Origin of the sequence: Chitinophaga agrisoli, assembly GCF_008386695.1 — a bacterium.
GTDB classification, from domain to species: Bacteria; Bacteroidota; Bacteroidia; order Chitinophagales; family Chitinophagaceae; genus Chitinophaga; species Chitinophaga agrisoli.
In genome coordinates this window covers 3,120,201-3,143,773 of record NZ_VUOC01000004.1, presented here as the reverse complement: position 1 = coordinate 3,143,773, position 23,573 = coordinate 3,120,201, and the positions used below count along the sequence as shown (strand labels likewise).

The 23,573-nt window shown below is 50.5% G+C and carries 16 protein-coding genes; 10 read left to right on the top strand and 6 right to left on the bottom strand.

Annotation, left to right across the window (positions count from 1 at the left end):
• The first annotated feature begins 45 nt into the window (after positions 1-45).
• Complete coding sequence (locus F0L74_RS31490; protein ID WP_246197893.1) at positions 46-453, top strand: DinB family protein; 408 nt, start codon at positions 46-48, stop codon at positions 451-453.
• Between the two features lie 56 nt (positions 454-509).
• Here the strand turns inward: F0L74_RS31490 and F0L74_RS31485 are convergent, their stop codons facing one another.
• The gene (locus tag F0L74_RS31485; RefSeq protein WP_149841846.1) at positions 510-1,094 is read right to left on the bottom strand and encodes a hypothetical protein; all 585 of its coding nucleotides are present in this window, start codon (positions 1,092-1,094) and stop codon (positions 510-512) included.
• A gap of 479 nt (positions 1,095-1,573) precedes the next feature.
• Here F0L74_RS31485 and F0L74_RS34200 point away from each other — a divergent pair, with 479 nt between their 5' ends.
• The 6 genes from F0L74_RS34200 to F0L74_RS31455 all read left to right on the top strand — a co-directional run bounded on the left by F0L74_RS34200 (position 1,574) and on the right by F0L74_RS31455 (position 10,981).
• Positions 1,574-1,654, top strand: a complete 81-nt coding sequence (locus tag F0L74_RS34200; RefSeq protein WP_368732375.1) for a hypothetical protein — start codon at positions 1,574-1,576, stop codon at positions 1,652-1,654.
• A 946-nt stretch (positions 1,655-2,600) separates the two neighbouring features.
• Entirely contained in the window at positions 2,601-4,259 is a 1,659-nt protein-coding gene (locus F0L74_RS31475) for a DUF1800 domain-containing protein (protein WP_149841845.1), read from the top strand.
• Between the two features lie 20 nt (positions 4,260-4,279).
• Positions 4,280-5,878, top strand: coding sequence for a DUF1501 domain-containing protein (locus F0L74_RS31470; RefSeq protein ID WP_149841844.1), 1,599 nt, complete (start codon positions 4,280-4,282; stop codon positions 5,876-5,878).
• An 83-nt stretch (positions 5,879-5,961) separates the two neighbouring features.
• The gene (locus F0L74_RS31465) at positions 5,962-6,297 is read left to right on the top strand and encodes a hypothetical protein (protein ID WP_149841843.1); all 336 of its coding nucleotides are present in this window, start codon (positions 5,962-5,964) and stop codon (positions 6,295-6,297) included.
• 174 nt (positions 6,298-6,471) lie between these two features.
• Positions 6,472-8,901, top strand: a complete 2,430-nt coding sequence (locus F0L74_RS31460) for a TonB-dependent receptor (protein WP_149841842.1) — start codon at positions 6,472-6,474, stop codon at positions 8,899-8,901.
• 169 nt (positions 8,902-9,070) lie between these two features.
• The gene (locus tag F0L74_RS31455; protein ID WP_246197889.1) at positions 9,071-10,981 is read left to right on the top strand and encodes a beta-N-acetylhexosaminidase; all 1,911 of its coding nucleotides are present in this window, start codon (positions 9,071-9,073) and stop codon (positions 10,979-10,981) included.
• 38 nt (positions 10,982-11,019) lie between these two features.
• Here F0L74_RS31455 and F0L74_RS31450 read toward each other — a convergent pair whose 3' ends face one another.
• Both F0L74_RS31450 and F0L74_RS31445 read right to left on the bottom strand, forming a co-directional pair.
• A complete protein-coding gene (locus tag F0L74_RS31450; protein WP_149841841.1) occupies positions 11,020-11,427 on the bottom strand; it encodes a DUF983 domain-containing protein in 408 nt (135 codons plus the stop codon).
• Between the two features lie 25 nt (positions 11,428-11,452).
• Positions 11,453-13,234 (bottom strand): ABC transporter ATP-binding protein, encoded by a 1,782-nt coding sequence (locus F0L74_RS31445; RefSeq protein ID WP_149841840.1) that lies wholly within the window; start codon positions 13,232-13,234, stop codon positions 11,453-11,455.
• Positions 13,235-13,755: 521 nt separating this feature from the next.
• Between F0L74_RS31445 and fusA2 the strand changes: the two genes are divergently transcribed.
• Positions 13,756-15,885 carry an elongation factor G2 gene (gene fusA2, locus F0L74_RS31440; protein ID WP_149841839.1) on the top strand — a complete coding sequence of 710 codons (2,130 nt, stop codon included), beginning with the start codon at positions 13,756-13,758 and terminating at the stop codon, positions 15,883-15,885.
• Between the two features lie 126 nt (positions 15,886-16,011).
• On the opposite strand, the gene F0L74_RS31435 is transcribed toward fusA2, so the two are convergent.
• Complete coding sequence (locus tag F0L74_RS31435) at positions 16,012-17,559, bottom strand: YifB family Mg chelatase-like AAA ATPase (protein ID WP_149841838.1); 1,548 nt, start codon at positions 17,557-17,559, stop codon at positions 16,012-16,014.
• 254 nt (positions 17,560-17,813) lie between these two features.
• Between F0L74_RS31435 and F0L74_RS31430 the strand changes: the two genes are divergently transcribed.
• Complete coding sequence (locus F0L74_RS31430) at positions 17,814-21,284, top strand: SusC/RagA family TonB-linked outer membrane protein (protein WP_188316246.1); 3,471 nt, start codon at positions 17,814-17,816, stop codon at positions 21,282-21,284.
• An 18-nt stretch (positions 21,285-21,302) separates the two neighbouring features.
• On the top strand, positions 21,303-22,658 hold the full coding sequence (locus F0L74_RS31425; protein WP_188316245.1) for a RagB/SusD family nutrient uptake outer membrane protein: 1,356 nt from the start codon (positions 21,303-21,305) through the stop codon (positions 22,656-22,658).
• Between the two features lie 57 nt (positions 22,659-22,715).
• Here F0L74_RS31425 and F0L74_RS31420 read toward each other — a convergent pair whose 3' ends face one another.
• Together F0L74_RS31420 and F0L74_RS33705 are read right to left on the bottom strand one after the other, a co-directional pair.
• Positions 22,716-23,063 (bottom strand): hypothetical protein, encoded by a 348-nt coding sequence (locus F0L74_RS31420; RefSeq protein WP_149841835.1) that lies wholly within the window; start codon positions 23,061-23,063, stop codon positions 22,716-22,718.
• A 69-nt stretch (positions 23,064-23,132) separates the two neighbouring features.
• The gene (locus F0L74_RS33705; protein WP_149841834.1) at positions 23,133-23,567 is read right to left on the bottom strand and encodes a MauE/DoxX family redox-associated membrane protein; all 435 of its coding nucleotides are present in this window, start codon (positions 23,565-23,567) and stop codon (positions 23,133-23,135) included.
• Positions 23,568-23,573 lie beyond the last annotated feature (6 nt).

Here is a 23,573-nt window from a genome sequence, read left to right as displayed (position 1 = left end):
ACGGTTATGCTTATACCAACGTTAAAAAAACTCTACCAACGCGATTTGTTGCGTCTTCGTAACGAGATCAGTGCCTATAAGAATGAACAGCAGCTCTGGCATGTCGAAAAGGAAATACCCAATAGCGCCGGCAACCTCTGCCTGCACCTGATAGGCAATCTCAAAGGGTTCATCGGCACACACATCGGCCAAACCGGTTATGTCCGTGACAGGCCACTGGAGTTTTCATTAAAGAACATTCCCAGGGAAGAGCTGTTAAAGCATATAGACGAGACCGCCGTTGATGTAGATGCTGCCTTAAGCGCACTTACAGAAGCACAGCTGGACGAAGAATATCCACTGGTGGTATTCGAAGAAAAAATGACCATAGGTTTTTTCCTCACCCACTTGCTGGCGCATCTAAGCTACCATTTGGGGCAGATCAATTATCACCGCAGGTTGCTGGATCTGTAAGAGGATAAGAGGGCAATAGGATAATAAGACAATCGGCCTTACACATGCCCCGCATCCTACAAAACTGGCCGCTTCGCGCGATGGTAATGCATCTTAAGCCGGGTGCTCATTATCAATAGTCCATCTTCATCAGCACCGGTCAACAGTCCCTGCGTACTCACAGATAAACTGCCCCTGCGGTCGCGCAGCATTGGGCGTTTCCCATGCCGGTGGTGGACGATACGCGGCGCCTTGGTAGATGTATTTGCTAATCGTTCCGTTGCAGAAACAGTCTTGACCGGTGTAAGGCACCCCGGCCGCTCCACCTTATCCGCAGGCAAACAATCCGCCAGCAACCGGGCTTTCACGGCCTCCGCATCCAGCCCTTCTTTTAAAAGCTTATTAGCCTTGCTGGTCATGGACCGGTATAACGCATGTTTTTTCTTCTTAGGGTCAAGACTGCGGTATACTTCTCCGGCAATCTCAGACGCACGTCCAAAGATCCCGGCATATACCATTGTTAAGGTAAAAGCCTTATCTTTCTTTACCCGCTTACCGCTCAGGGAACTCTTTTGACGGGCATAATACTCCCCGTTCATTTTGTAGAAACAAATACCATTATAGGTACCCGTGATGTATAAAGGCCCACTTTGCTTAGCCATAACGTAGAATTTTTTAGATGATGAATAAACTATGTAACAGCAACAAAGTTACGGGGAGGGCCAATTCAAAAATTTAGCAAATGTCAATAAATTCCAGAGCCAGGAGGAATAAAAAGGTGGTGAGTACCATGTATACTCCATCACATTATCAAATGTCACTTATCCCATAAGCATAAGAAAGCCCTGGTAAAAGCGTACATAGTAGCAGGTTAAAGCGTAGAATTGCCTGGGTAACAGCGTAGGGGGATAAAGGGTGAAAACGTCTGCCAACGCATAATGGTTATGAACATATAATAAAACATCGAAAGCACAATTGGCCTCTTCAAATAACGATCAAATAAAACGCTAAACCCTAAGCTTCCTGTAGATAAAAATGTTGGTTAATTATAAATAACCCTGCGGGAAAGTCGCGTAAGGCCGGTTAAGGTGAAACATCACACAAAGATGACTATTGGAGTCGCTCAATTTTAACGGGGCCGTTGGTCACTAGCACCTCATATTGCTCTTTGGATAGTTTCTTTGCATCTGAAATAAAAATCACATCCTTTTGTAGGGATTGATAGAGATCGATACCAAAGATTTCTTTAAATTTTTCATAAACAGAAATGCTGCAATTCTTATTCTGACCAGTCTTCCAGGAACTATAAGTCGTTTGTTTTACTCTTAATTGGGTAGAAATGTATTTTCCATATACCCCCAGTGCCTTTTCCAGTGTATGTAACATCTCTCTTAATGTAGCCATTGTTATATAGTCATATAAATATTTCATAAAAAAATATACCATAGGCATGGTCTTTTTTATAATTCGTTTGTGTTACTTTTGTATAGATAAATTAAATTAATATACAAACGTATCAAAATGATAGTATAAAGATCAAGTTGCCTTGGTCGAATCTGTGGGTTTAGTGCAGGAAGTCACCTGGTAAAATCAGATATTCGATAATAAGCACTAATACGGGGATGTGTTGGGATGGTATGGTGGGCAGCTTTAACGATCGCAGCTGCCAATTGAGAAGTCATATAATAGCCTGTAAAAGGCGTTGGGATAATGCACTGCGGCTTTGTTCGCATGTGCAGCATGGAGCGCGAATTCATCATATGGAATTTTTTTGTGTATTCGTCCATGAACAGAGGAACTACCTGGTTGAAAGCGGGGTGGTTCCTTCTGCTATGAAAGAATAGCTTGATTTAACATTGGCATCAAAGTTAACCCTCTGTTTTATTCTAAGCAAATAATTATTTAGTTGTAATTGGGTATAATTCAGATACTTATTGAATGTATGACTATCGTTTTGATAGAGATTTTACTATTTCTGTTAATAATGCACAGTTTTGTATACAACTTTTTTCTATCATCCCCTCTTGATTTCCCCGCCCCGCAATTTCCCCCCAATTCCAAATAAAATAATCCCCATAAATTAAAATTTTTACTAATTTGGCTCCGCGATGACCTCGCTCGTGTAAATGTATTACCATCTAAATCCGCTATAACCATATCCAACTTATATGGATCGCAGACAATTCCTAACCTTATCCGCTGCACGCCAAAAAAGAACGGTGAACAACGCCTCTTTCGGCCGTACAGATTCCGGTGTTAACACGTATACCGGCGCATTTGAAACTCCTCAAATGGTACACGTCCTCAAACGTGCTTTATTCGGCGCCACTCCGGCAGATCTTGCTTGGGCTAAAACCCTTGGCAATATGGATGCGGTAGTAGATGCCCTTCTTACCATGGAGCCTACGCCTCCCGCGCCTCCTGTTAATAACTATGGCGACGACTCCACCGGCATCGCACCCGGACAACCATGGGTCATGTCTGCGCCATACGTGAAAACAGATGGCGACTCCCTGGGCCAGAACCGCCAGCGCTCCTACCGCGCATGGTGGATGGGCGTGCTCCTCAACCAGAAAAGGAGCATACAGGAGAAAATGACCCTCTTCTGGCACAACCACTTCCCCACAGAAACTACCGTGGTGCTCGACCTGCGCTACCACTACCAATATAATGTCACCCTCCGTAAACACTGCATCGGGAACTTCAAGGAACTGGTGAAAGCCGTTACCCTCGACCCCTGTATGCTCAATTACCTCAACGGTGACCTTAACAGTAAAACAGCTGCGCAGGAAAACTACGCCCGCGAGCTCCAGGAACTGTTCACCATCGGTAAAGGACCAGACTCTCATTATACGGAAGATGACGTTCGCGCCGCCTCCCGCGTACTCACCGGCTACCGCATCAACGCGCAAACCGTTACCAGCTACTTCGATAGCAGCGAGCACGATTTTGAGAATAAACAGTTCTCCGACTTCTACGGCAAACGTACCGTAACAGGTCAAACCGGCGCTGCCGGCGCAGAAGAGCTGGATGCCCTGCTGGATCTTATCTTCTCCAACGCAGAAGTAGCTAAGTTCATCGTGCGCAAACTCTACCGTTATTTCGTTTACTACAGTATCGATGACCAGGTAGAGCAGGATGTGATCACGCCCCTGGCAAATATCTTCCGCGATAATGACTATGAGCTGGTACCCCTGCTCAAAGCTATGTTCAAAAGTGAGCACTTCTACGATCCTTTGAACATGTCCTGCCTCATTAAAAGCCCGGCCGATTTCTGCGTAGGCCTCTGCCGTGAGTTCAGCGTAGAGTTCCCGGCTGCGTCAGACTATATGAACGCCTACGATGCATGGGATTACATCCGCGATACCGCTGGCAAAATGCAGCAGAACCTGGGCGATCCGCCTAACGTGGCCGGATGGCCGGCGTACTACCAGGAGCCCATGTTCCATGAGCTCTGGATCACTACGGATACGCTGCCTAAACGTAACCAGCTGTCAGACTTCCTCATAACAGGTCAGGGCGCCCGCAACAACCTGAAGGCGGATGTGATTGCTTTTGCCGATCAACTGTCTGATCCCGGCAATCCCAACACCCTTATCCAGGACTCCTTGGATCTGCTGTACCGGGTAGAAACGCCGGATGCTTTTAAGGCTTCCCTGAAGAGTCAGTTCCTCCTGAGCGGACAAACTACGGATTACTACTGGACGCAGGCCTGGCAGAACTATAAGAATAATCCTACAGACGCGGCCTTGAAGCAGGTAGTGGAAACACGCCTCAAGACCATGTACAAATTCATCATGGACCTATCTGAATACCAATTATCCTGACCTCCTGAAAGACCTCTAACATGCGTAGAAGAGAATTTCTCAAACATACAGCTAAAGTCACAGCGGCATCTGTCGCAATACCTGCCGTTATTGACGGGTATCCGGTTAAAGCTTTTGCCAACTCTCCCTTGCTGTCAGCCCTCCAGGGCGCCGCTACGGATAACGATCACGTACTGGTAATGATCCAGCTTTTCGGCGGTAACGACGGCCTTAACATGGTCGTTCCGCTGGATGTATACGGTAAATACCAGGCCGCGCGTACTAATATCGCCATCCCGGAAGGGAAGGTGCTGCCCCTCCAGGGTAATATAAAAACCGGCCTGCACCCGGCTATGAAGGGTATCCAGGAGTTGTATGATGATGGTAAGGTGTGTATTATACAGAGCGTAAGCTATCCCTCTCCGGATTATTCCCACTTCCGCGCTACGGATATCTGGTTAACTGGCGCCGATTCTGATAAGGTGCTCAGCACCGGCTGGGGCGGCCGTTACCTGGCAGAGGAATATCCCAACTTCCCGGAAGGCTTCCCTAATACAGAAGCGCCGGATCCGCTGGCCATCCAGATAGGCTCCCTGGTATCTCCCATGTTCCAGGGCCCCGCGGCCAGCATGGGCGTGGCTATCAGCAGCGCTACAGATTTCTATGATCTCATAGGCGAAGCGCCCACCAACGATCCCCCGCTGGATAAACACTGGGGCGTGGAGCTGAAATATATCCGCCTCATCGCAAAACAATGCGATAAATATATCGATTCCATCAAACTGGCCGCCAGCAAGGTAACCCGTCAGGGCGCTTATCCTGATACCAACCTGGCCAACCAGCTCAAGATAGTGGCACGCCTGGTAGCGGGTGGTTTAAAGACCCGCATGTACATGGTGAGCCTGGGTAACTTCGATTCCCATGCCAACCAGACAGAAGCCGGCGATACCACCAAAGGTTTCCATGCAGACCTGCTCGATCAGGTGAGCGGCGCTATCAAGGCCTTTATGGATGATCTTACCCAGCTGAAAGCGTCTAAACGCGTAGTCGGCATGACCTTCTCCGAGTTTGGCCGCCGTATCCGTTCCAACGGTAGTATGGGTACAGACCACGGCGCTGCGGCGCCGGTGATCGTCTTTGGCGATTATGTGCTCCAGGGTGTGCTGGGTAACTCGCCCACCTTGCCAGACACGTCTACTGTGGCGGATAATATTGCCATGCAGTACGATTTCCGCTCTGTATACGCCTCCCTCCTGGAACAATGGTTCTGCGTAAAACAGGAAGAGCTGGAGAACGTGCTGATGAAGGATTACCAGCGCCTGCCCATCGTAAGTGGCATCGCCTGCGGTCTCATTACCGCCGTGCCGGATGTAAGGGATGCCGGTATCAACTATATCACCAACTATCCAAACCCCTTTGTGGAAAAAACGTACATCAAGTACACCACGAAAGGCGGGCATACCATGATCCAGATCTTTGATACAACCGGCCGTCTCGTTACAGTGCCGGTAAGCAAAGTGCATGTGGCGGGGGATTATACCATCTCCTTCGATGCAGAGGGCCTGCCCAACGGCATCTATTACGCCCGCTTCCAGAATGGTTCCATCTCACAGGTGCGTACCATGATGAAAGTACGGTAGCCGCCTGCCGTTCATCACATGGTCCCGCAACGTTGTTGCATTTAGGGCCTTTTTCCCTATCTTTGCCACTCACAGCTCGCTGAGTGAAAAGACAATGGCTACATAAGATACTGTCTATTATACTCCTGGGTGTGTTCGCTTTGCAGATCACACCCAGGGAATTTATACACCTGCTGGCGCCCCACCAGGATACGGTGGATAAAGAGGACCATGGCAGCCATACCAGCCCCGTCTTCTCCGTTAAACATAAACACTGTGATTTTCTCCAGATAGGCGTACCGCCCTATGAGCAGATCACCTCAGAATACATAGCACCCACGCAGCCGGTAATATGGGTCTACACCTTACCCTACATCCCCGTAGCTGCCATCTCCTGCGTTACCAACGCCGCCCTTCGCGCTCCCCCCGCCATTAGCTGATAATTGACGCCTCCTGTAGGCATACAATGACCCAAACAAATTTCTCACAGCTTTAGTCTCCACTGGCAGCCTAAAGTCGTAACCGGAACTAGCCCAACACGCACCGCGTTAAAGGCTAACCGTCCAACGGCCCGCTGCTAACAGCTAAAAGCTAACCGCTAACAGCTATTTCCCATGTTGCGCTTACTTTTTGCCGCATTGCTGATACCCATGTCCTTATTGGCCGCAGATGGCGGCTATGACAATGCCCTAACCGGCAAAGTGCTGGACAAGGCTACCCATACCGCCCTGCCCGGCGCTACCGTTTATTTTCCAGACCTGCGCGTGGGCGCCTCCGCGGATGCGCAGGGTAATTATACCGTCAGGAACCTGCCCAAAGGCCGTTTCCTCGTAGAAGTGCATTATATCGGCTATGCCGCCTTCACCGCTACCGTCATCGTTAATGGCGCTACCAGCCATGATTTTGAGCTGTCAGAAACGCTCATAGAAAAGAACGAAGTAGTCATCACCGGCGTAAACCTGGCCACTTCTGTTAAACAGAACCCGGCGCCCATCAGCGTTATCCGTAAAGAATACCTTGATCAGCAGATCTCTACCAATATCATAGACGCCATCGCCAAAATACCCGGCGTAAACCAGCTCACCACAGGGCCTGCTATCTCCAAGCCTTACATCCGTGGCCTGGGCTACAATAGGGTAGTGGTGGTAGGAGATGGCGTGCGGCAGGAAGGACAGCAGTGGGGAGATGAACATGGCATTGAGATAGATGATTACAACGTAAGCAAGATAGAAGTGCTCAAAGGCCCGGCCTCCCTGGTCTATGGCTCAGATGCACTGGCCGGCGTGGTAAATATTGTGCCGCCTTCCCCATTGGCAGAAGGCCGCATCAAAGGCAATATCGCCACCAACTACCTTTCCAATAACGGACAGGTTTCCTACCATGCAGACCTGGCCGGCAACCAGAACGGCTTTACCTGGAATGTATACGGCACCCAGAAATGGGCCCATGATTATAAGAATAAATACGATGGCTACGTATTTAACTCCCGCTTCAATAACACCAACTATGGCGCGGGTATCGGCCTTAATAAGCAATGGGGCTACTCCCGCCTTAGCTTCACGTCTTTTAACCAGAACCTGGGCCTGGTAGAAGGGGATCGTGATGATCAGGGCCGCTTTACCAAACTCACAAACGTAAACGGTGTCGAAGAAGAAACGGTGGCCGATGATTTTAAGTCTTACAGTATGAACGTGCCTAAGCAAAAGATCAACCACCAGAAATTGGTATGGGATAACAACTTCTACCTGCACAATGGCGGCCGCCTGGGGCTAACGCTGGGCTACCAGTCCAACCAGCGCCGCGAGTATGGTGATGTGCTGGCCCCTGATGATCCGGAGCTCAACCTGCAACTAAAAACGTTCAACTATAGCCTTAAATACTTTTTCCCGGAGATGAAAGGCTGGCAAACTACCGTAGGCGTAAACGGCATGTCGCAGCAGAACCGTATCTCTGGCGATGAGTTCCTGATCCCCGGCTACGATCTCTTCGACTTCGGCGCCTTTGCCATTACCCGCAAAACATTCAACAAATTAACGCTCAGCGGCGGCTTCCGCTTCGATACCCGCTCCATGAAGGGCAAAGCGCTCTACCTGGATGCGGAGGGCGCGCCCATCGGCGAGCCTAAGGATGGCAGCAGTACCAAATTTGCCACCTTTGACCGTAACTTCTCTAACATCTCCGCCAGCGCCGGCATCAGCTACGAGGCCAATGATAAAGTAGTGCTTAAGTTGAATACCGCCCGCGGTTTCCGCTCTCCCAACATCGCGGAGCTGGCGGCTAATGGGGTGCACGAAGGCACTATCAAATACGAATACGGTAACCCGGATCTGAAGCCGGAAGTCAGCACACAGGTAGATGCGGGTATCGATTTCAATACCCAGCACATCTCCCTCACCGCCAGCGTATTCTACAACCATATCACAGACTTTATCTTCTCCCGTAAACTGATCAACGCCGCTGGTACAGACTCTATCCCGGCTACGGATAATGAGGAAGGATACAGCGCTTTCAAATACCAGCAAACTACCGCTAATCTCTACGGTGGAGAAATAATGCTGGATATCCACCCACACCCCATTGACTGGCTGCACTTCGAGAATACCTTCTCCTACGTGCGCGCCACCACTGCGGGCGATGGCTCGGATTCCACCAAATACCTGCCCAACATTCCCGCCGGCCGCTGGCTCAGTGAGCTGCGGGGTAATTTTAAGAAAGTAGGCCCCTTCTTCAGTAATGCATATGCAGGCCTGCAGATGGATCTGAACATGGCCCAGCACAACGTCTTCAGCGCTTATGAAACAGAAACGCCTACGGATGGTTATACCGTCCTCAATGCCCATCTGGGTACGGATATCGTTAATAAAGACAGTAAAGTGCTGTTCTCCCTGCACTTTGCGGTTAACAACATTGGCGATGTGGCTTACCAGAGCCACCTGAGCCGCCTTAAATACGCCCCGGAGAATCTGCTCACCGGCCGTATGGGCGTGTTCAATATGGGCCGCACCTTCAGCGTAAAGCTGACCGTGCCCATAGATTTTAAATAAGCTTTTTCGTTATAGTCACTTTTTCTTAAGGGAGCCGGCCTTGTGCCGGCTTCTCTTTTATATATCCTGTATATAAGCCTTGTTTTCCCACCCCTGCTACCCTATATTTGTTAATACGCCAGGCCCCGTCCGGCCTGCACGTCATCACCCGCGTAAAAAATAATAGCCGATGAATAGACCAATGATGTTTGCCTGCGCCCTGCTGGCACAGTTGTTTTCGTTTCACGTTACCACCGCCCAGTCAAGGGTACATATTATCCCGGAACCGGCAGAGATAACGGAAAATCCCGGTGAGTTCATGCTGGATAATAACACCGCATTGATCGTTACCGGGGCAGAGAAGGATGATAAGGACCTCGCAGGCACCGTTCAGTGGTTTACAGATAAGATAGCCGCTTCCACCGGCTACCGCCTCCAGCAAAAAAAGGAGGCCGCAAAAAGTATACGCCTGGAGATCGTGGTTAACCAGGCAAGAAACCGCCTGCAAAAAGAAGGCTATGCACTGGAGGTAACGCCTACCCAGGTAGTGATCCGCGCTAATATGGCCCAGGGTATCTTCTATGGCCTGCAATCACTGCTGCAGCTTTTACCGCCGGATATTGAAGCGGATAAGACCGTCACTGGCAATTGGCCCATTCCCTGCGTAAACATCGTGGATTATCCCCGCTTTGGCTGGCGTGGCCTTATGCTGGATGTAAGCCGTCACTTCTTCACCAAAGACGAAGTAAAGCGCTACATAGATGAAATGGCCAAATACAAGTACAACACGTTCCATTGGCACCTCAGCGACGATAACGGCTGGCGTATAGAGATCAAAGCCTTCCCGGAGCTCACACAAAAAGGAGCGTGGCGCGTAGAGCGTGTCGGCCGCTGGGGTACGTTCCTTCCCCCACAACCGGGTGAGGCTACGCCTTACGGCGGATTTTATACCCAGGATGATATCCGCGAAATTATTAAGTACGCACAGGACCGCTATATCACCATCCTCCCGGAGATAGACGTACCGGCGCATAGCCTCTCCATGATCACCGCTATGCCCAACCTCTCCTGCACACAGCTGCAATACGCGGTAGGCCCCGGCGATAGCCTCCGCAGAAAAAATGACAATGTGCTCTGCATCGGCAACGATTCCGTATATGCCGTACTCGATAAAGTATTTACGGAGATAGCTGCCCTGTTCCCAAACCCATATATACACATCGGCGGCGATGAGGCCTTCAAAGGCTTCTGGAGCAACTGTCCTAAATGCCGCAAACGCATGGATAAAGAACACCTCAAAGATGTGAATGAGCTGCAGAGCTACTTCGTAAAACGGATGGAGAAAATGCTCAACAGCAAAGGCAAAAAGCTGATAGGGTGGGATGAGATCCTGGAAGGCGGCCTTGCGCCCGAAGCTACCGTAATGAGCTGGCGCGGCATGAAAGGCGGTATAGAAGCCGCCCGCATGAACCACCACGTAGTAATGACCCCCTGGGACTTCTGCTACCTCGATCTCTACCAGGGAGAGACCGCCGCAGAGCCGCCCACTTACGGTATTTGCCGCCTCAGCGACTCATATAACTATGATCCCGTTCCGGATAGTGTAGACGAAAAGTTCATCCTGGGCGGCCAGGGCAATCTGTGGACGGAATCCGTAAACACCCTGCGCCATGCGGAGTACATGACCTGGCCCCGCTCCCTGGCCCTTGCAGAGGTATATTGGAGCCCAAAGGCAAAACGTAACTGGGATGATTTCATTACCCGTATGGAAGCCCAGTACCCCCGTTTAGATGCCGCCGGCGTAAAATACGCCCGTAGCGCCTACAACGCCATCGCTACCCCCGGCAGGGATGGCAACGGTGCGCTTACCGTACGCCTGTCCACAGAGATAAAAGGACTGGATATCTACTACACCTTCGATAACTCAGACCCTGACCAGTTTTACCCGCAATACCAAAGCGGGCAGCAGCTTACTTTCCCCAAAGGAGCCGCGCAGATCACCGTTGTAACTTACAGGGATGGGAAGAAGATAGGAGACCAGTTCGCCATCACAAAAGAAGACCTGGAGAAAAGATTAACACAAGGTCGTCATATATACTAAATGAGAAGGGGTATCAGACTACTGATACCCCTTCTTCATTATAACTCCGCCGTATCCTCATCATAATACACAAAAAAGTACAGGTACAACACCCGGCTAATACGCATCAGCCATGGCTGCAACACCACCAGCAGCACCCCATTCACGCCCAGCCATATAAACACGCTGTTATCCTGCCAGGATAGCCCAAAGATCAGCCAGTACAGGATAATGGTAAACACAGAGAACGCTACCGCCAGCGCATAGCTCACATACCCGGTCCCAAACCAGAACCCCGTCTCCAGCTCAAACTGCTGGCCGCATACCGGGCAGTGCTCGTGCATATTAAAGATCTTCGATAACCGCCAGTGAAAAGGGTTCTTGTCTTTGAACATATCTCCTTTCCGGCACCGCGGACATTTCATTTTCAATAGGCTCAGGAAGTAATTCGGGCGTTTTTTCTTCATGTCGCAAAGATAAAAATAATGTGCATTACGCCAGCTCCACGCTCTTCCTTTCCCCAATCTGCTGCCGCCACATAGCATAATACAACCCCTTCTCCGCCAGCAGGCTCGCATGGGTGCCCGTTTCAATAATATGCCCTTTCTCCAGCACATAGATCCTGTCCGCATGCATAATCGTAGAAAGCCTATGGGCGATCATTACCGTAATATGATCCCGGGTAGCAGTCACCTGCCGCACCGTTTGACTGATCTCTTCTTCTGTGATGGAATCCAGCGCAGAAGTAGCCTCGTCAAACACCAGCAGGCGCGGGTGCCGCAGCAGCGCGCGGGCAATAGACAGTCGCTGTTTCTCACCACCGGATATCTTTATCCCGCCTTCGCCTATCACCGTATCAATACCCTTATCCGCGCGTGCCAGCAGGCTTTGGCAAGATGCCTTCTGCAACACTTCCATGATATCTTCATCCGTAGCGCGCGGGTTCACAAACAGCAGGTTCTCCTTAATACTGCCGGAGAACAGCTGCGTATCCTGCGTTACAAAACCTATCTGGTGCCGCATGGCTTCTATATCAATTGCTGTACTGTCTACCCCGTTATACAGGATACTGCCTTCATGTGGACGGTATAGCCCTACCAGCAGTTTCACCAGCGTGGTCTTACCGGAGCCGGAAGGCCCTACAAACGCAATGGTCTCGCCCACATTCACCCGGAAATTGATATCATCCAGCGCTTTGTTATTGGCCGTTAAATGTTTAAAACCTACCTGGTCAAAGATCAGCTCATCTATCTTATCCACTGGTACAGGCTGCGCAGGCATCTCTTCTACCGGCGTATTCAGGATGTTCTGGAAGTTCAGCAGCGATACCTGCGCCTCACGGTACGCCAGTATGATATTACCCAGCTCCTGTAAAGGGCCAAAGATGAAGAAAGAATACAACTGCAGGGTAAACAGCTGTCCAATGCTTACCGTACCGGGATACAGTAAATACAGCAGCAGGAACAGGATGCTGGAACGCAACAGGTTCACAAAGGTACCCTGTACAAAGCTGATGCTCCGAATGGTACGCACCTTCTTTAATTCCAGCATAAGTATCTTGATGGTAGTGGAGTTCAGGCGCCTGATCTCCTGGTGCGTAAGCCCAAGGCTCTTCACCAGCTCAATATTACGCAGTGATTCCGTAGTGGAGCCGGCCAGCATGGTCGTTTCCTTTACGATCGTCTTCTGTACTACTTTGATCTTCCGGCTTAGTAGGTTCATTAATACCCCCAGCAGTATGCTGCCGCCAAGGTATACAAACACCAGCGACCAGTGTACCGTAAAAGCATAGACCATCACAAACACTACGCCTACCAATGAGGTAAACAACACGTTAATAAAAGAGGTGATAAACTTCTCAGAATCTATACGCACCTTCTGTAACACCGCCAGCGTTTCACCGCTGCGCTGATCCTCAAACTGCTGGTAAGGCAACCGCAGGGAGTGCCTTAAGCCATCCGTATACACCGTAGCCCCAAACTTCTGAATGATCACGTTCACAAAATAATCCTGGAAGGCCTTGGCAATACGCGATACCATCGCTACGCCAATAGCTGCCAGTATCAGCAGCACCACCCCATTCAGGTAAGCGGGCATAGAGCGCGCTACGCCATTCACCTTTTCTGTCGTCTGTGGATGAGACGCAAACCGGTCAATGATCTTCCCGAATATATATGGATCCAGCAGGGAGAATACCTGGTTCACCGTCGCCAGCAGCAAAGCCAGCAATATGAGCCATTTATAGCTTTTAAGATAATGCAGGAATAATTTCATCTAACTATTAATTGATTTACTGGTTGGAGCAAGCATGATATATATCTACGTCTACATAAATACATCTATCTGTATACATCAGCATAGATCATCTACCTGGATGCATCAGCATAAATACATCTACCTGGATACATCAACATAAATACATCTACCTGAATACATCAGCATAGATATTGAGATATTGAATACATCAACATAAATATAGATCAGCTTGCAAAATTATCGATTCTACAGCCCGCAAAGATACGATAATTTAAGATCATTATATGTTGTAACATCTTTTCTTGATCGCCCTTGTTTACCCAAAATATGTTAACTTAATAGTAACATAGTCATTAGTTGGAAGTCAATAGTCGGCACTCCTTTTTCACGGTCCTTGATCGCCAGTCCCGGTTGCTCCAACCAGCCTTGCTACGCTTAAAATGCTAACGGCTTACAGCTAACGGCTAGCACCTATTCAGACAGACATTCCACTTTTATGAAACCGCGAGGTTCCATCTGACCCTTAAAACCATTTTCAGATGAAGACGTATGATGAAAAACACATTAAAAACATCGTACTGTTAGGCGCCGCCAAAAGCGGAAAAACTACCCTCAGCGAAACTATGTTATTTGAAGCCGGCATTATCCACAAAAGAGGGACGGTAGAAGAAGCCAACACAGTATCCGATTACCACGAAATAGAGTACGAAAGAGGTAGCTCCGTGTATGCCACCTGCCTGCACACAGAATGGAGGGATTACAAGATCAATATCATAGACACCCCCGGACTGGAAGACTTTATAGGCGAGGTGATTGCATCCATCCGCGTATGCGATACCGCCCTGCTGCTGCTGCATGCACAGTACGGCGTGGAAGTAGGCACGGAGCTTATTTGGGATTACGTGGATAAATACCGCAAACCCACCATCCTGGCCGTTAACCACCTCGATAACGAAGAGGCCAATTTCAACAAAGTGGTGGATGATGCCCGCCGCATCCTGGGCCCGGCCGTCACCATCATGCAATACCCGGTTAACCAGGGCCTGGGCTTTAACTGCGTGATAGACCTCCTCAAAATGACCATGTACCGTTTTCCGGCGGATGGGGGCAAACCCGAAAAACTACCCATCCCGGACAACGAAAAAGAACGGGCAGACAAGCTACATAACGAACTGGTAGAGAAGGCGGCAGAGAACGACGACACCCTCATGGAACACTACTTCGAAAAAGGTAGCCTCGACGAGGACGAAATGCGCGAAGGCCTCAAAATAGGCATGCTCAAACACCAGGTCTTCCCCGTATTCTGCCTCTCCGCCAAACGTAATATGGGTAGCGGCCGCCTCATGGGCTTTATCGATAACGTAGCCCCCTCCGCCGTAGAAATGCCCCCGGAAACCACGGAAGACGGCAACCCCATTCCCTGCGATCCCGCCGCCCCCGCCTGCCTCTTCGTATTTAAGACCCTCCTGGAGCCGCACATCGGCCGCCTCAGCTTCTTTAAAGTGCTCTCCGGAGAGGTAAAGGCCGGCCAGGAGCTAATGAACGAGAAAGGCAATACCACAGAGCGCCTTAACCAGCTGTTCATTGCAGATGGTAAGAACCGCAACCCGGTAGACCGCCTCCGCTCCGGCGACATAGGCTGCACCCTCAAACTAAAGAATACCCTTACTAATTACACCCTCTGCGATAAAGGCTTTAACGGCCAGGTAGATCCCATCCACTTCCCCCCGCCCAAAGTAAGGGCCGCCATTGAGGCCCGGAATAAGACAGATGATGAAAAGCTGGGCGAAGTGCTGGCAGAGATCCATATGGAAGACCCCACCCTGGAAGTGGAGTACAACCGGGAGCTCAAACAGGTCATCCTCCACGGCCAGGGCGAGCTGCACCTCGCCATCACCAAATGGCGCCTGGAGAATATCTACAAGATGCAGATTGACTACCTGCCCGCCAAAATACCTTACCGGGAAACCATCCAGAAACCCGCCCTGGCCTCTTACCGGCACAAGAAACAATCCGGCGGCGCTGGCCAGTTTGGCGAAGTGTATATGAAGATAGAGCCCTATTACGATGGTATGCCTCCCCTAAAGGAATACCCTGTAAGGGACACGGAAGAGATAGCCCTCAACTGGGGCGGTAAGCTGGTCTTCAACAATTGTATAGTAGGCGGCGCTATAGAATCCCGCTTCCTGCCCTCCATCCTCAAAGGCGTAATGGAGAAGATGAACGAAGGCCCCCTCACCGGCTCCTACGTACGGGATGTACGGGTAAGCGTATACGATGGCAAAATGCACCCCGTAGATAGTAACGATATCTCCTTTAAGATAGCCGGCATGATGGCCTTCCGCGATGCCTTCCACCAGGCCGCGCCCCAATTGCTGGAGCCGGTATACGATGTGGAGACCACCGCCCCGGATACCATGAGCGGCGATATCATGAGCGAGCTGCAAAGCCGCCGTAGCATCATCACCGGCATGGACTCCCACGATGGTTACCAGGTCATACGGGCCCGTACGCCCCAGGCAGAGCTGGATAAACTCTATGCAGCCCTGCGCAATGTTACCCAGGGCAAGGCCAAGGTAAAAGCCCTCTTTGCAGAATATGCCCCCGTACCTATAGACATGCAGAAAAAGCTAAGTGAAGAGTATAACAAAGTAGCAGTCACCAGCTAACGATTAGCCGCTAGCTATCAGCCTTTAGCGCTAGCTCACTTATCTATCACCCGGACTACAGCCACTATCCGCCGTTAGCCTGTTTACCTATTATCCCGCCAACAGCCCAAAGCTGACCGCTAAAAGCTAATAGCTAGTTCCCCAGCTCTCCCTATCCAGGCTCCTGTACCGGATGGCCTCCGCTATATGCCCGGTCTGTATGGTTTCCATACCTTCCAGGTCGGCAATGGTCCGGCTTACTTTTAATATCCGGTCATAGGCCCTGGCAGATAGCTTCAATTTGGTCATAGCCGTTTTTAATAAAGTACTGCTGCTCTCATCCAGCTGACAGATCTTTTTCAGCAACCGGCTGCTCATCTGCGCATTGCAGTAAATACCTTCATACTCCGCAAAACGCTGGTGTTGCAGTTCCCGCGCCTGCATTACCCGTTGCCGTATCAGATGACTGGGCTCTGCCTCTTCCTGGCTGCTCAGTGAGGCAAACGGCACCGGCGTTACCTCCACATGCATATCTATCCGGTCCAGCAATGGGCCGGATACCCGGTTCAGGTATTTCTGCACCATCCCTGGCGCACAGGTACAATCTTTATCCGGGTGATTATAATACCCGCAGGGGCAGGGGTTCATAGCAGCTATCAGCATAAAGCTGGCAGGGAATGCTACAGAGGTCTTGGCCCGGGAAATGGTCACCTGCCTTTCTTCCACTGGCTGCCGCATTACCTCCAGCACCTTCCGCTTAAACTCCGGCAGCTCATCCAGGAAAAGCACCCCGTTATGCGCCAGCGATATCTCTCCCGGCTGCGGAGTGCTGCCGCCGCCTACCAGCGCAGTGTCGCTAATGGTATGGTGCGGGTCGCGGAAAGGGCGCCGCGCTATCAGGGAGCTATGCGCGGGCAGTTTGCCGGCTACGGAATGGATCTTGGTGGTTTCCAGCGCTTCATGCAGGGTAAGGGGTGGCAGTATACCGGATAGCCGTTTGGCCAGCATGGTCTTGCCGGAACCGGGCGGCCCTATCATCAGCGCATTATGCCCGCCGGCGGCTGCTATCTCTAATGCCCGTTTTACGCTGTACTGGCCTTTCACGTCGCTAAAGTCCGCATCGCAGTCCTGCTGGGCGGCCAGGAACTCTGCCCGCGTATCTACCTGTACGGGCGTCATCGAACCGGGGTTTTGCAGCAGCAGGATCACTTCCCGTATATGAGATACGCCGTATACATCCAGCCCGTGCACCATAGCGGCCTCGCGGGCGTTCTGCAACGGCACTATCAGCCCCCGGAAGCCTTCGCTCCTGGTCTGCAGGGCCATGGGCAGCGCGCCCTTTATAGGCTGTATGGTGCCGTCCAGGGATAGCTCTCCCATAATGGTATATTGGTGCAGCGGCTCCGCCGGTATCTGCCCGGAGGCAGCCAGTATACCCAGCGTAATGGGCAGATCATATGCGGAACCGGCCTTTTTAATGTCCGCCGGCGCCATATTTACCACCGTCCGGAACCGGGGAAAACGACACCCCAGGCTAACAATAGTGGATTCTATCCGTTTTTCGCTTTCCTTTACGGCATTATCCGGCAGGCCCACAATAAAGAATTTGGTGCCCTTGGGAAAAACATTCACTTCTATGGTAATGGAAATGGCGGCAACGCCTTGGACCGCGCTGCCAAAGGTTTTCACAATCATGGATATGGTTGGTTGATGGACGGCGAAAATAAGGGAATTGGCAAAAACTGCCAATTATCCGGCCTGCGTGTAGGCGATAACAGAAATTTTGTTTAAATTTTCTGGTAGAAAACCAAAAGGACAATAATCACCCTTTACGAGGATCAACCGTCTTATACCTTATTTTGATGGAATAATCACGTAGACATGTTTAGATTGTGGTGAAAATGTACGCCAAAACGGGGGGACCGCCAGTTTGGCGGAAAAAATTATATATGCGGAATACACCTTTGCATCTGTGTTATCCTGTGATGCTGTGGCTGTGGCTGATGTGCTCCGTACTACCCGTACGGGCCGGCCGTTATATGCAGGATAACGGAAAAGTGACCGTCTCCGCAGATCATGTGCCCATGCGGGATGTTTTTAAGGTCATTACCAAACAAACCGGGTATCATTTTTTCTATGCGGCTTCCGTGCTGGACACCCGGCAACCGGTAAGCGTGCACGCAAAGGATATGCCTGTAGAGAACCTATTGCAACAACTCTTCCGCGGAAAAGGCGTGGCCTGGTCCCTGGAGGATAAGATCATCCTCATCCGCGCCGCAGAACCTGAGGTGGGAGTGGAGCATAGCCCGTTTACCATGATGTCCGGCACTGTAACAGATGCTGCCGGCGTCCCCCTGGCCGGTGCTACGGTTCTGGTAAATGGCACCCGTAAGGGGGTAACTACAGACGAGGAAGGCCGCTTCCTCCTCGATCGTATGCAGGCAGAGGTAGTCCTCTCCGTTAGCTACGCTGGCTACGTAAAACAACAGGTGAAATGGAACGGCCGCACACCCATGCAGATAAAGCTGGAGCAGGATATCGTCAATATGACTGGCGTTTCCATCGTCTCCACCGGCTACCAGGAGCTGCCCCGCGAAAGGGCCACCGGTTCCTTCACCAAACTGGATAACGATATCCTTAACCGTAAGGTCAGCACCGGTATCCTGGACCGCCTGGATGGCGTTACCAGCGGCCTGCTCTTCGATAAACGGGATCCCGCGGCGCCCAAAATGCAGATCCGCGGCCTGTACACCCTCACAGCCACCATCGCCCAGCCGTTGATAGTGGTGGACAATTTCCCCTACGAAGGGGATATTAACGACATCAATCCCAATGATGTTGAGAATATTACCATCCTCAAAGACGCCGCGGCGGCCTCCATCTGGGGCGCTAAAGCGGGCAACGGGGTGATCGTCATCACCACGAAAAAAGGCCGCTTTAACCAGGCGCCCCGGGTGTCGTTTAATACCAATATAACCTTCGTCAATAAACAAGACCTGTTCCAGCTGCCGCTGATACCCTCTTCGGACTTTATCGACCTGGAACAGTCCCTGTTTGCGCAAGGCGCATATAACGGCGCCCTCAATTCCCGAAACCGTCCGCCCGTAACGCCCGTAGTGGAGATCCTGGCTAAACAACGCAGCGGCCAGCTTACGGAGGCAGAGGCCAATGCGGCTATCAATGCGCTGCGTAGTCAGGATGTGCGTAACGATTTCCTCCGCTATGTTTACCGCCAGGGCGTTAACCAGCAGTATGCCATAAATGTGAACGGCGGCACAAGTAAACTGAAATACTATTTCTCCACCGGCTTTGACAGAGACCTGTCTAACCTCGTGGGCAATAACTATCAGCGTATCACCCTCCGTTCAGACGCAACCTGGCAGGCAACAAAACGTTTACAGTTGCAATTGGGCGCACAATATACCCGTCACAATAACGACAATAACAGCCAGGGCGGCTTTGCAGATAACAATTATAAGCTGGGTACCCGGGTGCTGCCGCCATACAGCAGCCTGGCAGATAGTAAAGGCAATCCGCTTCCACTGGATTACCGCTACCGGGGCGCCTACACGGATACCGCCGGCCATGGCCTGCTCATGGATTGGAAATACCGCCCTCTCCAGGAAATGGCGGAGAATGATAATACCAGCTGGACCAATATCATCATCGCCAACATAGGCGCTAAATACGATCTGTCAAAAACGCTCACTGCCGAAGTAAAATACCAGTACCAGCACTCAGATGAAGGTATCCGTCAGTTCCACAATGAACAGACTTTCTTTACCCGCGACCTGGTAAACCGTTTCACCCAGATCAGGAACGATAGCGTTATCTACATCGTACCCAAAGGCCCTATACTCGACCAATCCAACAGCCGCACAGATGTGCATACTGTAAGGGCGCAGCTGAACTGGGATAAGGCATGGGGCGCCCGTAATAAGATAACGGCGGTGGCCGGTACAGAATTAAGGGATGCGCATACCCAGGGCAATATTTATCGTCAGTTCAGCGGAAACGTAGATCTTGTCAATGCCTACCCGGTATACCTGGGCGGTATCGCTAACATCCCGTCTAATAATGATTATACAGACCAGGTGGATCGTTTTGTCTCGCTCTACATGAATGCCGCCTATACGTATAATAACAGCTATACCCTTTCCGCCAGCGCGCGTAAAGACGCCTCTAACCTCTTCGGGGTCAATACCAACCGTAAAGGTATTCCCCTCTGGTCCGCCGGCCTGGCATGGAAAGCATCCAACCAGGATTGCTATCACGTAACCTGGTTGCCTTACCTCAACCTGCGCGTCACCTATGGCAGTAGCGGTAACGTGAATAACTCCATCGCGGCCCTTACTACGCTTTACAAATACGACCCTTCGTTCCAGTTCACGAACCTGGCTTATGCAGACATCCGTAGTCTGGCCAATCCAGACCTGCGCTGGGAAAAGGTGAATACCCTCAACGCCGGGCTGGATTTTGCCTTAAAAGGAAATATACTGGGTGGCAGTATAGAATATTACCGTAAACGCTCTGTGGATGTGATCGGCCTCCAGATGCTCGATCTGTCAACAGGTTTGGGCGCTGCCTTCACAAACTCTGCAGATATGAGCGGCCAGGGCATAGACGTACAGCTGAATATACAGCCGCTGAACAGGGGCGGGTTCAAATGGCAGTCCTCACTGCAGTTTAGTTATGTTACATACCGGCTGACCAAATATTTACTACAGCCTTATACCACCGGATATGTAAGCACCGGAGCAAACATCTTCCCTATAGTAGGGCGTAATCCCTATTCACTGGTAAGTTACAGATGGGCCGGACTGGACCCCGCTACCGGCGATCCGCGCGGTTACGTAAATAAACAGGTAAGTAAAGACTATGCATCATTGGTACAAACACCCTTATCAGATCAGGCGATAGATGGCCCGGCATTACCGCCATTCTTCGGGAACTTCCTGAATACTTTTTCCTGGAAAGGCCTGTCCCTCTCTACAAATATTACCTATCGCCTGGGCTACTATTTCAGGCGTAATACCATCGCCTACGGCCCGCTGTTCTCTACCGGTAACGGACATAGCGACTACCTGAAGCGTTGGCAGCATCCCGGAGATGAACAGTTCACCAATGTGCCTTCCATGATCTATCCTAATCCCTCCGCATCCAGGGACCAGTTCTACACCAATTCGGAGATCACGGTAGAAAAAGGCGATCATATCCGCCTGGATGATATCCGGTTAAGCTATAACTTTAATAAAAAGGCTGATAGCCGCCTGTTCTTTAGCCGGCTGCAGCTCTATACATATATCACCAACCTGCACGTGCTTATCTGGAAAGCCAATAAGGCCGGTCTGGATCCCGATGCGCCTTCCGGGCTGCCATTGCCGCGATCCATTGCAATAGGATGCAGGATAGATATGTAATGATAAACGTAAATGATAATGCGATACAGGTATATTATTGGATGGATCTTTGTAACAGGGCTTTCGCTGGGACTACTGTCCTGCGGGCACTACCTGGATGCGAAGCCGGATGAGAAATGGACGCTTCCCTCCACCGCGGAGGACCTGCAATTGCTCATGGATAATTACAGCCTCATGAATGGGCAGTACCCTGCTGCGGGCGAAATGATGGCGGATAATTACTACCTCTCCGCAGACGATTGGAATACCCTCTCAGAAAATGCCCGCGATCTGTACCTGTGGCAAAAGAACGATCAGACAAAAGATTACTGGGTCTATCAACCCATCTTAACCGCCAATGTTGTGCTGGATAACGCGGATAATATTAAAGTGCCGGCGGATAGTATCCGCGCGCTTCGTGACCAGGCAAAAGGCAGCGCCCTGTTCTTCAGGGCCGTTTACTTCCATGCATTGGTACAGCTGTTTGCTGCTCCTTATGACAAAGCCACCGCTGCAACTGATAAAGGCGTCCCCCTGCGGCTCTCATCCAGCTATAAGGATGTGTCTGTGCGGGCCAGCGTACAGCAATGTTATGATCGCATAATAATGGACCTGCAGGCGGCACTACCTTTGTTACCGGCATTGCCGCAGATAAAGAGCAGGCCTTCCCGCCCGGCCGTATTGGGTGCGCTCGCAAGAGTATACCTGGATATGCGCGACTATGCCAAAGCGGCCGCCTATGCAGACTCCTGTCTGCACCTATATAACACGCTGCTGGATTATAACACCCTGGATGCCATGGCAGATGTATCCATTCCCCGGTTTAACCCGGAAGTGATCCTCGACATGATATCGCCCGCGGCCAACACGCTGCTCCCCGGTACTAACAAAACAGATACAACGCTCTATAAGAGCTACGCAGATAACGATCTCAGGAAATCAATCTGCTTCCTGAATAACGATGCAAAAAGCTTCAAAGGAGACTATGGCGGTATGGGCTCGCAGAATGGGTATATATTTGCGGGCATTGTAACAGATGAGATGTACCTGATCAGGGCAGAAGGGCGGGCCCGCGCTGGTAGTACCGCATTGGCCATGCAGGACCTTAATACCCTGCTGGAGAAAAGATGGCGTACCGGTTTCTTTGTTCCTTTAACAGCTACAGATGCCACAGAGGCCCTTAGTAAAATACTCACAGAAAGAAGGAAGGAACTGCTGTTCCGTGGTACCCGCTGGACGGATCTGCGGCGGTTGCAATTTGATCCTATACTGGCAGTAACGCCTGCACGCATTATGAACGGTAACACCTATACGCTGCCTCCACATAGCCTGCGCTATGCCATGCAGATACCGATAGATGTAATTGCACTCACAAACATTCCCCAGAACCCATAAAATAATAAAGGACGCACCATGTTTTGATGCGCCCTTTACAATTAAAATTTACGTAGCTTATGGCACTCGTTTGATCAGGGATCCACCGAAACCGGTATTGAAGAAAGTCACGATCTGTGCGTCTACGGCATTGTTCTCTGTAATAATAGGTCTGTGATTGTTATCTGTCTGTGCAAAGATAGCACAGAGCTTACTGAGGCCATTGCAAGTTATACTTGGATTCACCCCATTCGCTTCAACATAAAAATTTACATTTCTGGCCTCATCAACGGTAAAGGCAATGCCATCATTGTCGTCCTGGTAAAAGAACCATTGGCTGGCCAGATCCCGTTTGCTGGCTCTCGCGTATGATACCGCCGCTACGGCCAGCACCACCGCCAATACACAGATTAGATTTTTTTTCATCAGTTAGAGTTTAACATTGGTTATGATAACAGCCTACTCGTTTATACAGGTTTTCGGCTTCTCCTGCTTTTATGATAGGGAAACGTGGTTGCTTGCTGGAACGGCTTTGCTTAGCCGTATACCCACTACAGAAAGGATAGTAAAGACAATATTAAAGATGAGATGCTGTTGCCAGCTTAGTTGGCTGATGACCCCGCCACAGGAACAGGGCAGCTTTGGTACAAAGATAATCATGTATGCCAGATATATTGTAAATGCAAGCATCAGCATAAAAGACGCATAAAGGCCGCGCCTCCGGGTGGCAGGCAGGAATAGCAGTAAGGATACCAATATCTCAACGGCTGGTACGACCCACGCGACTATATTCGCCTTCCGCCCTATTAGTGGAGAAGTCCACAGAAAATGTTTGAAAAGCGCAAACTCGTTCAATTTACTCAAAGCAGTATACAAAAACAGCAGGATGAATAATCCTGCTATGATTTCCGTCATTAGCTTCTTGGACATAGGTAC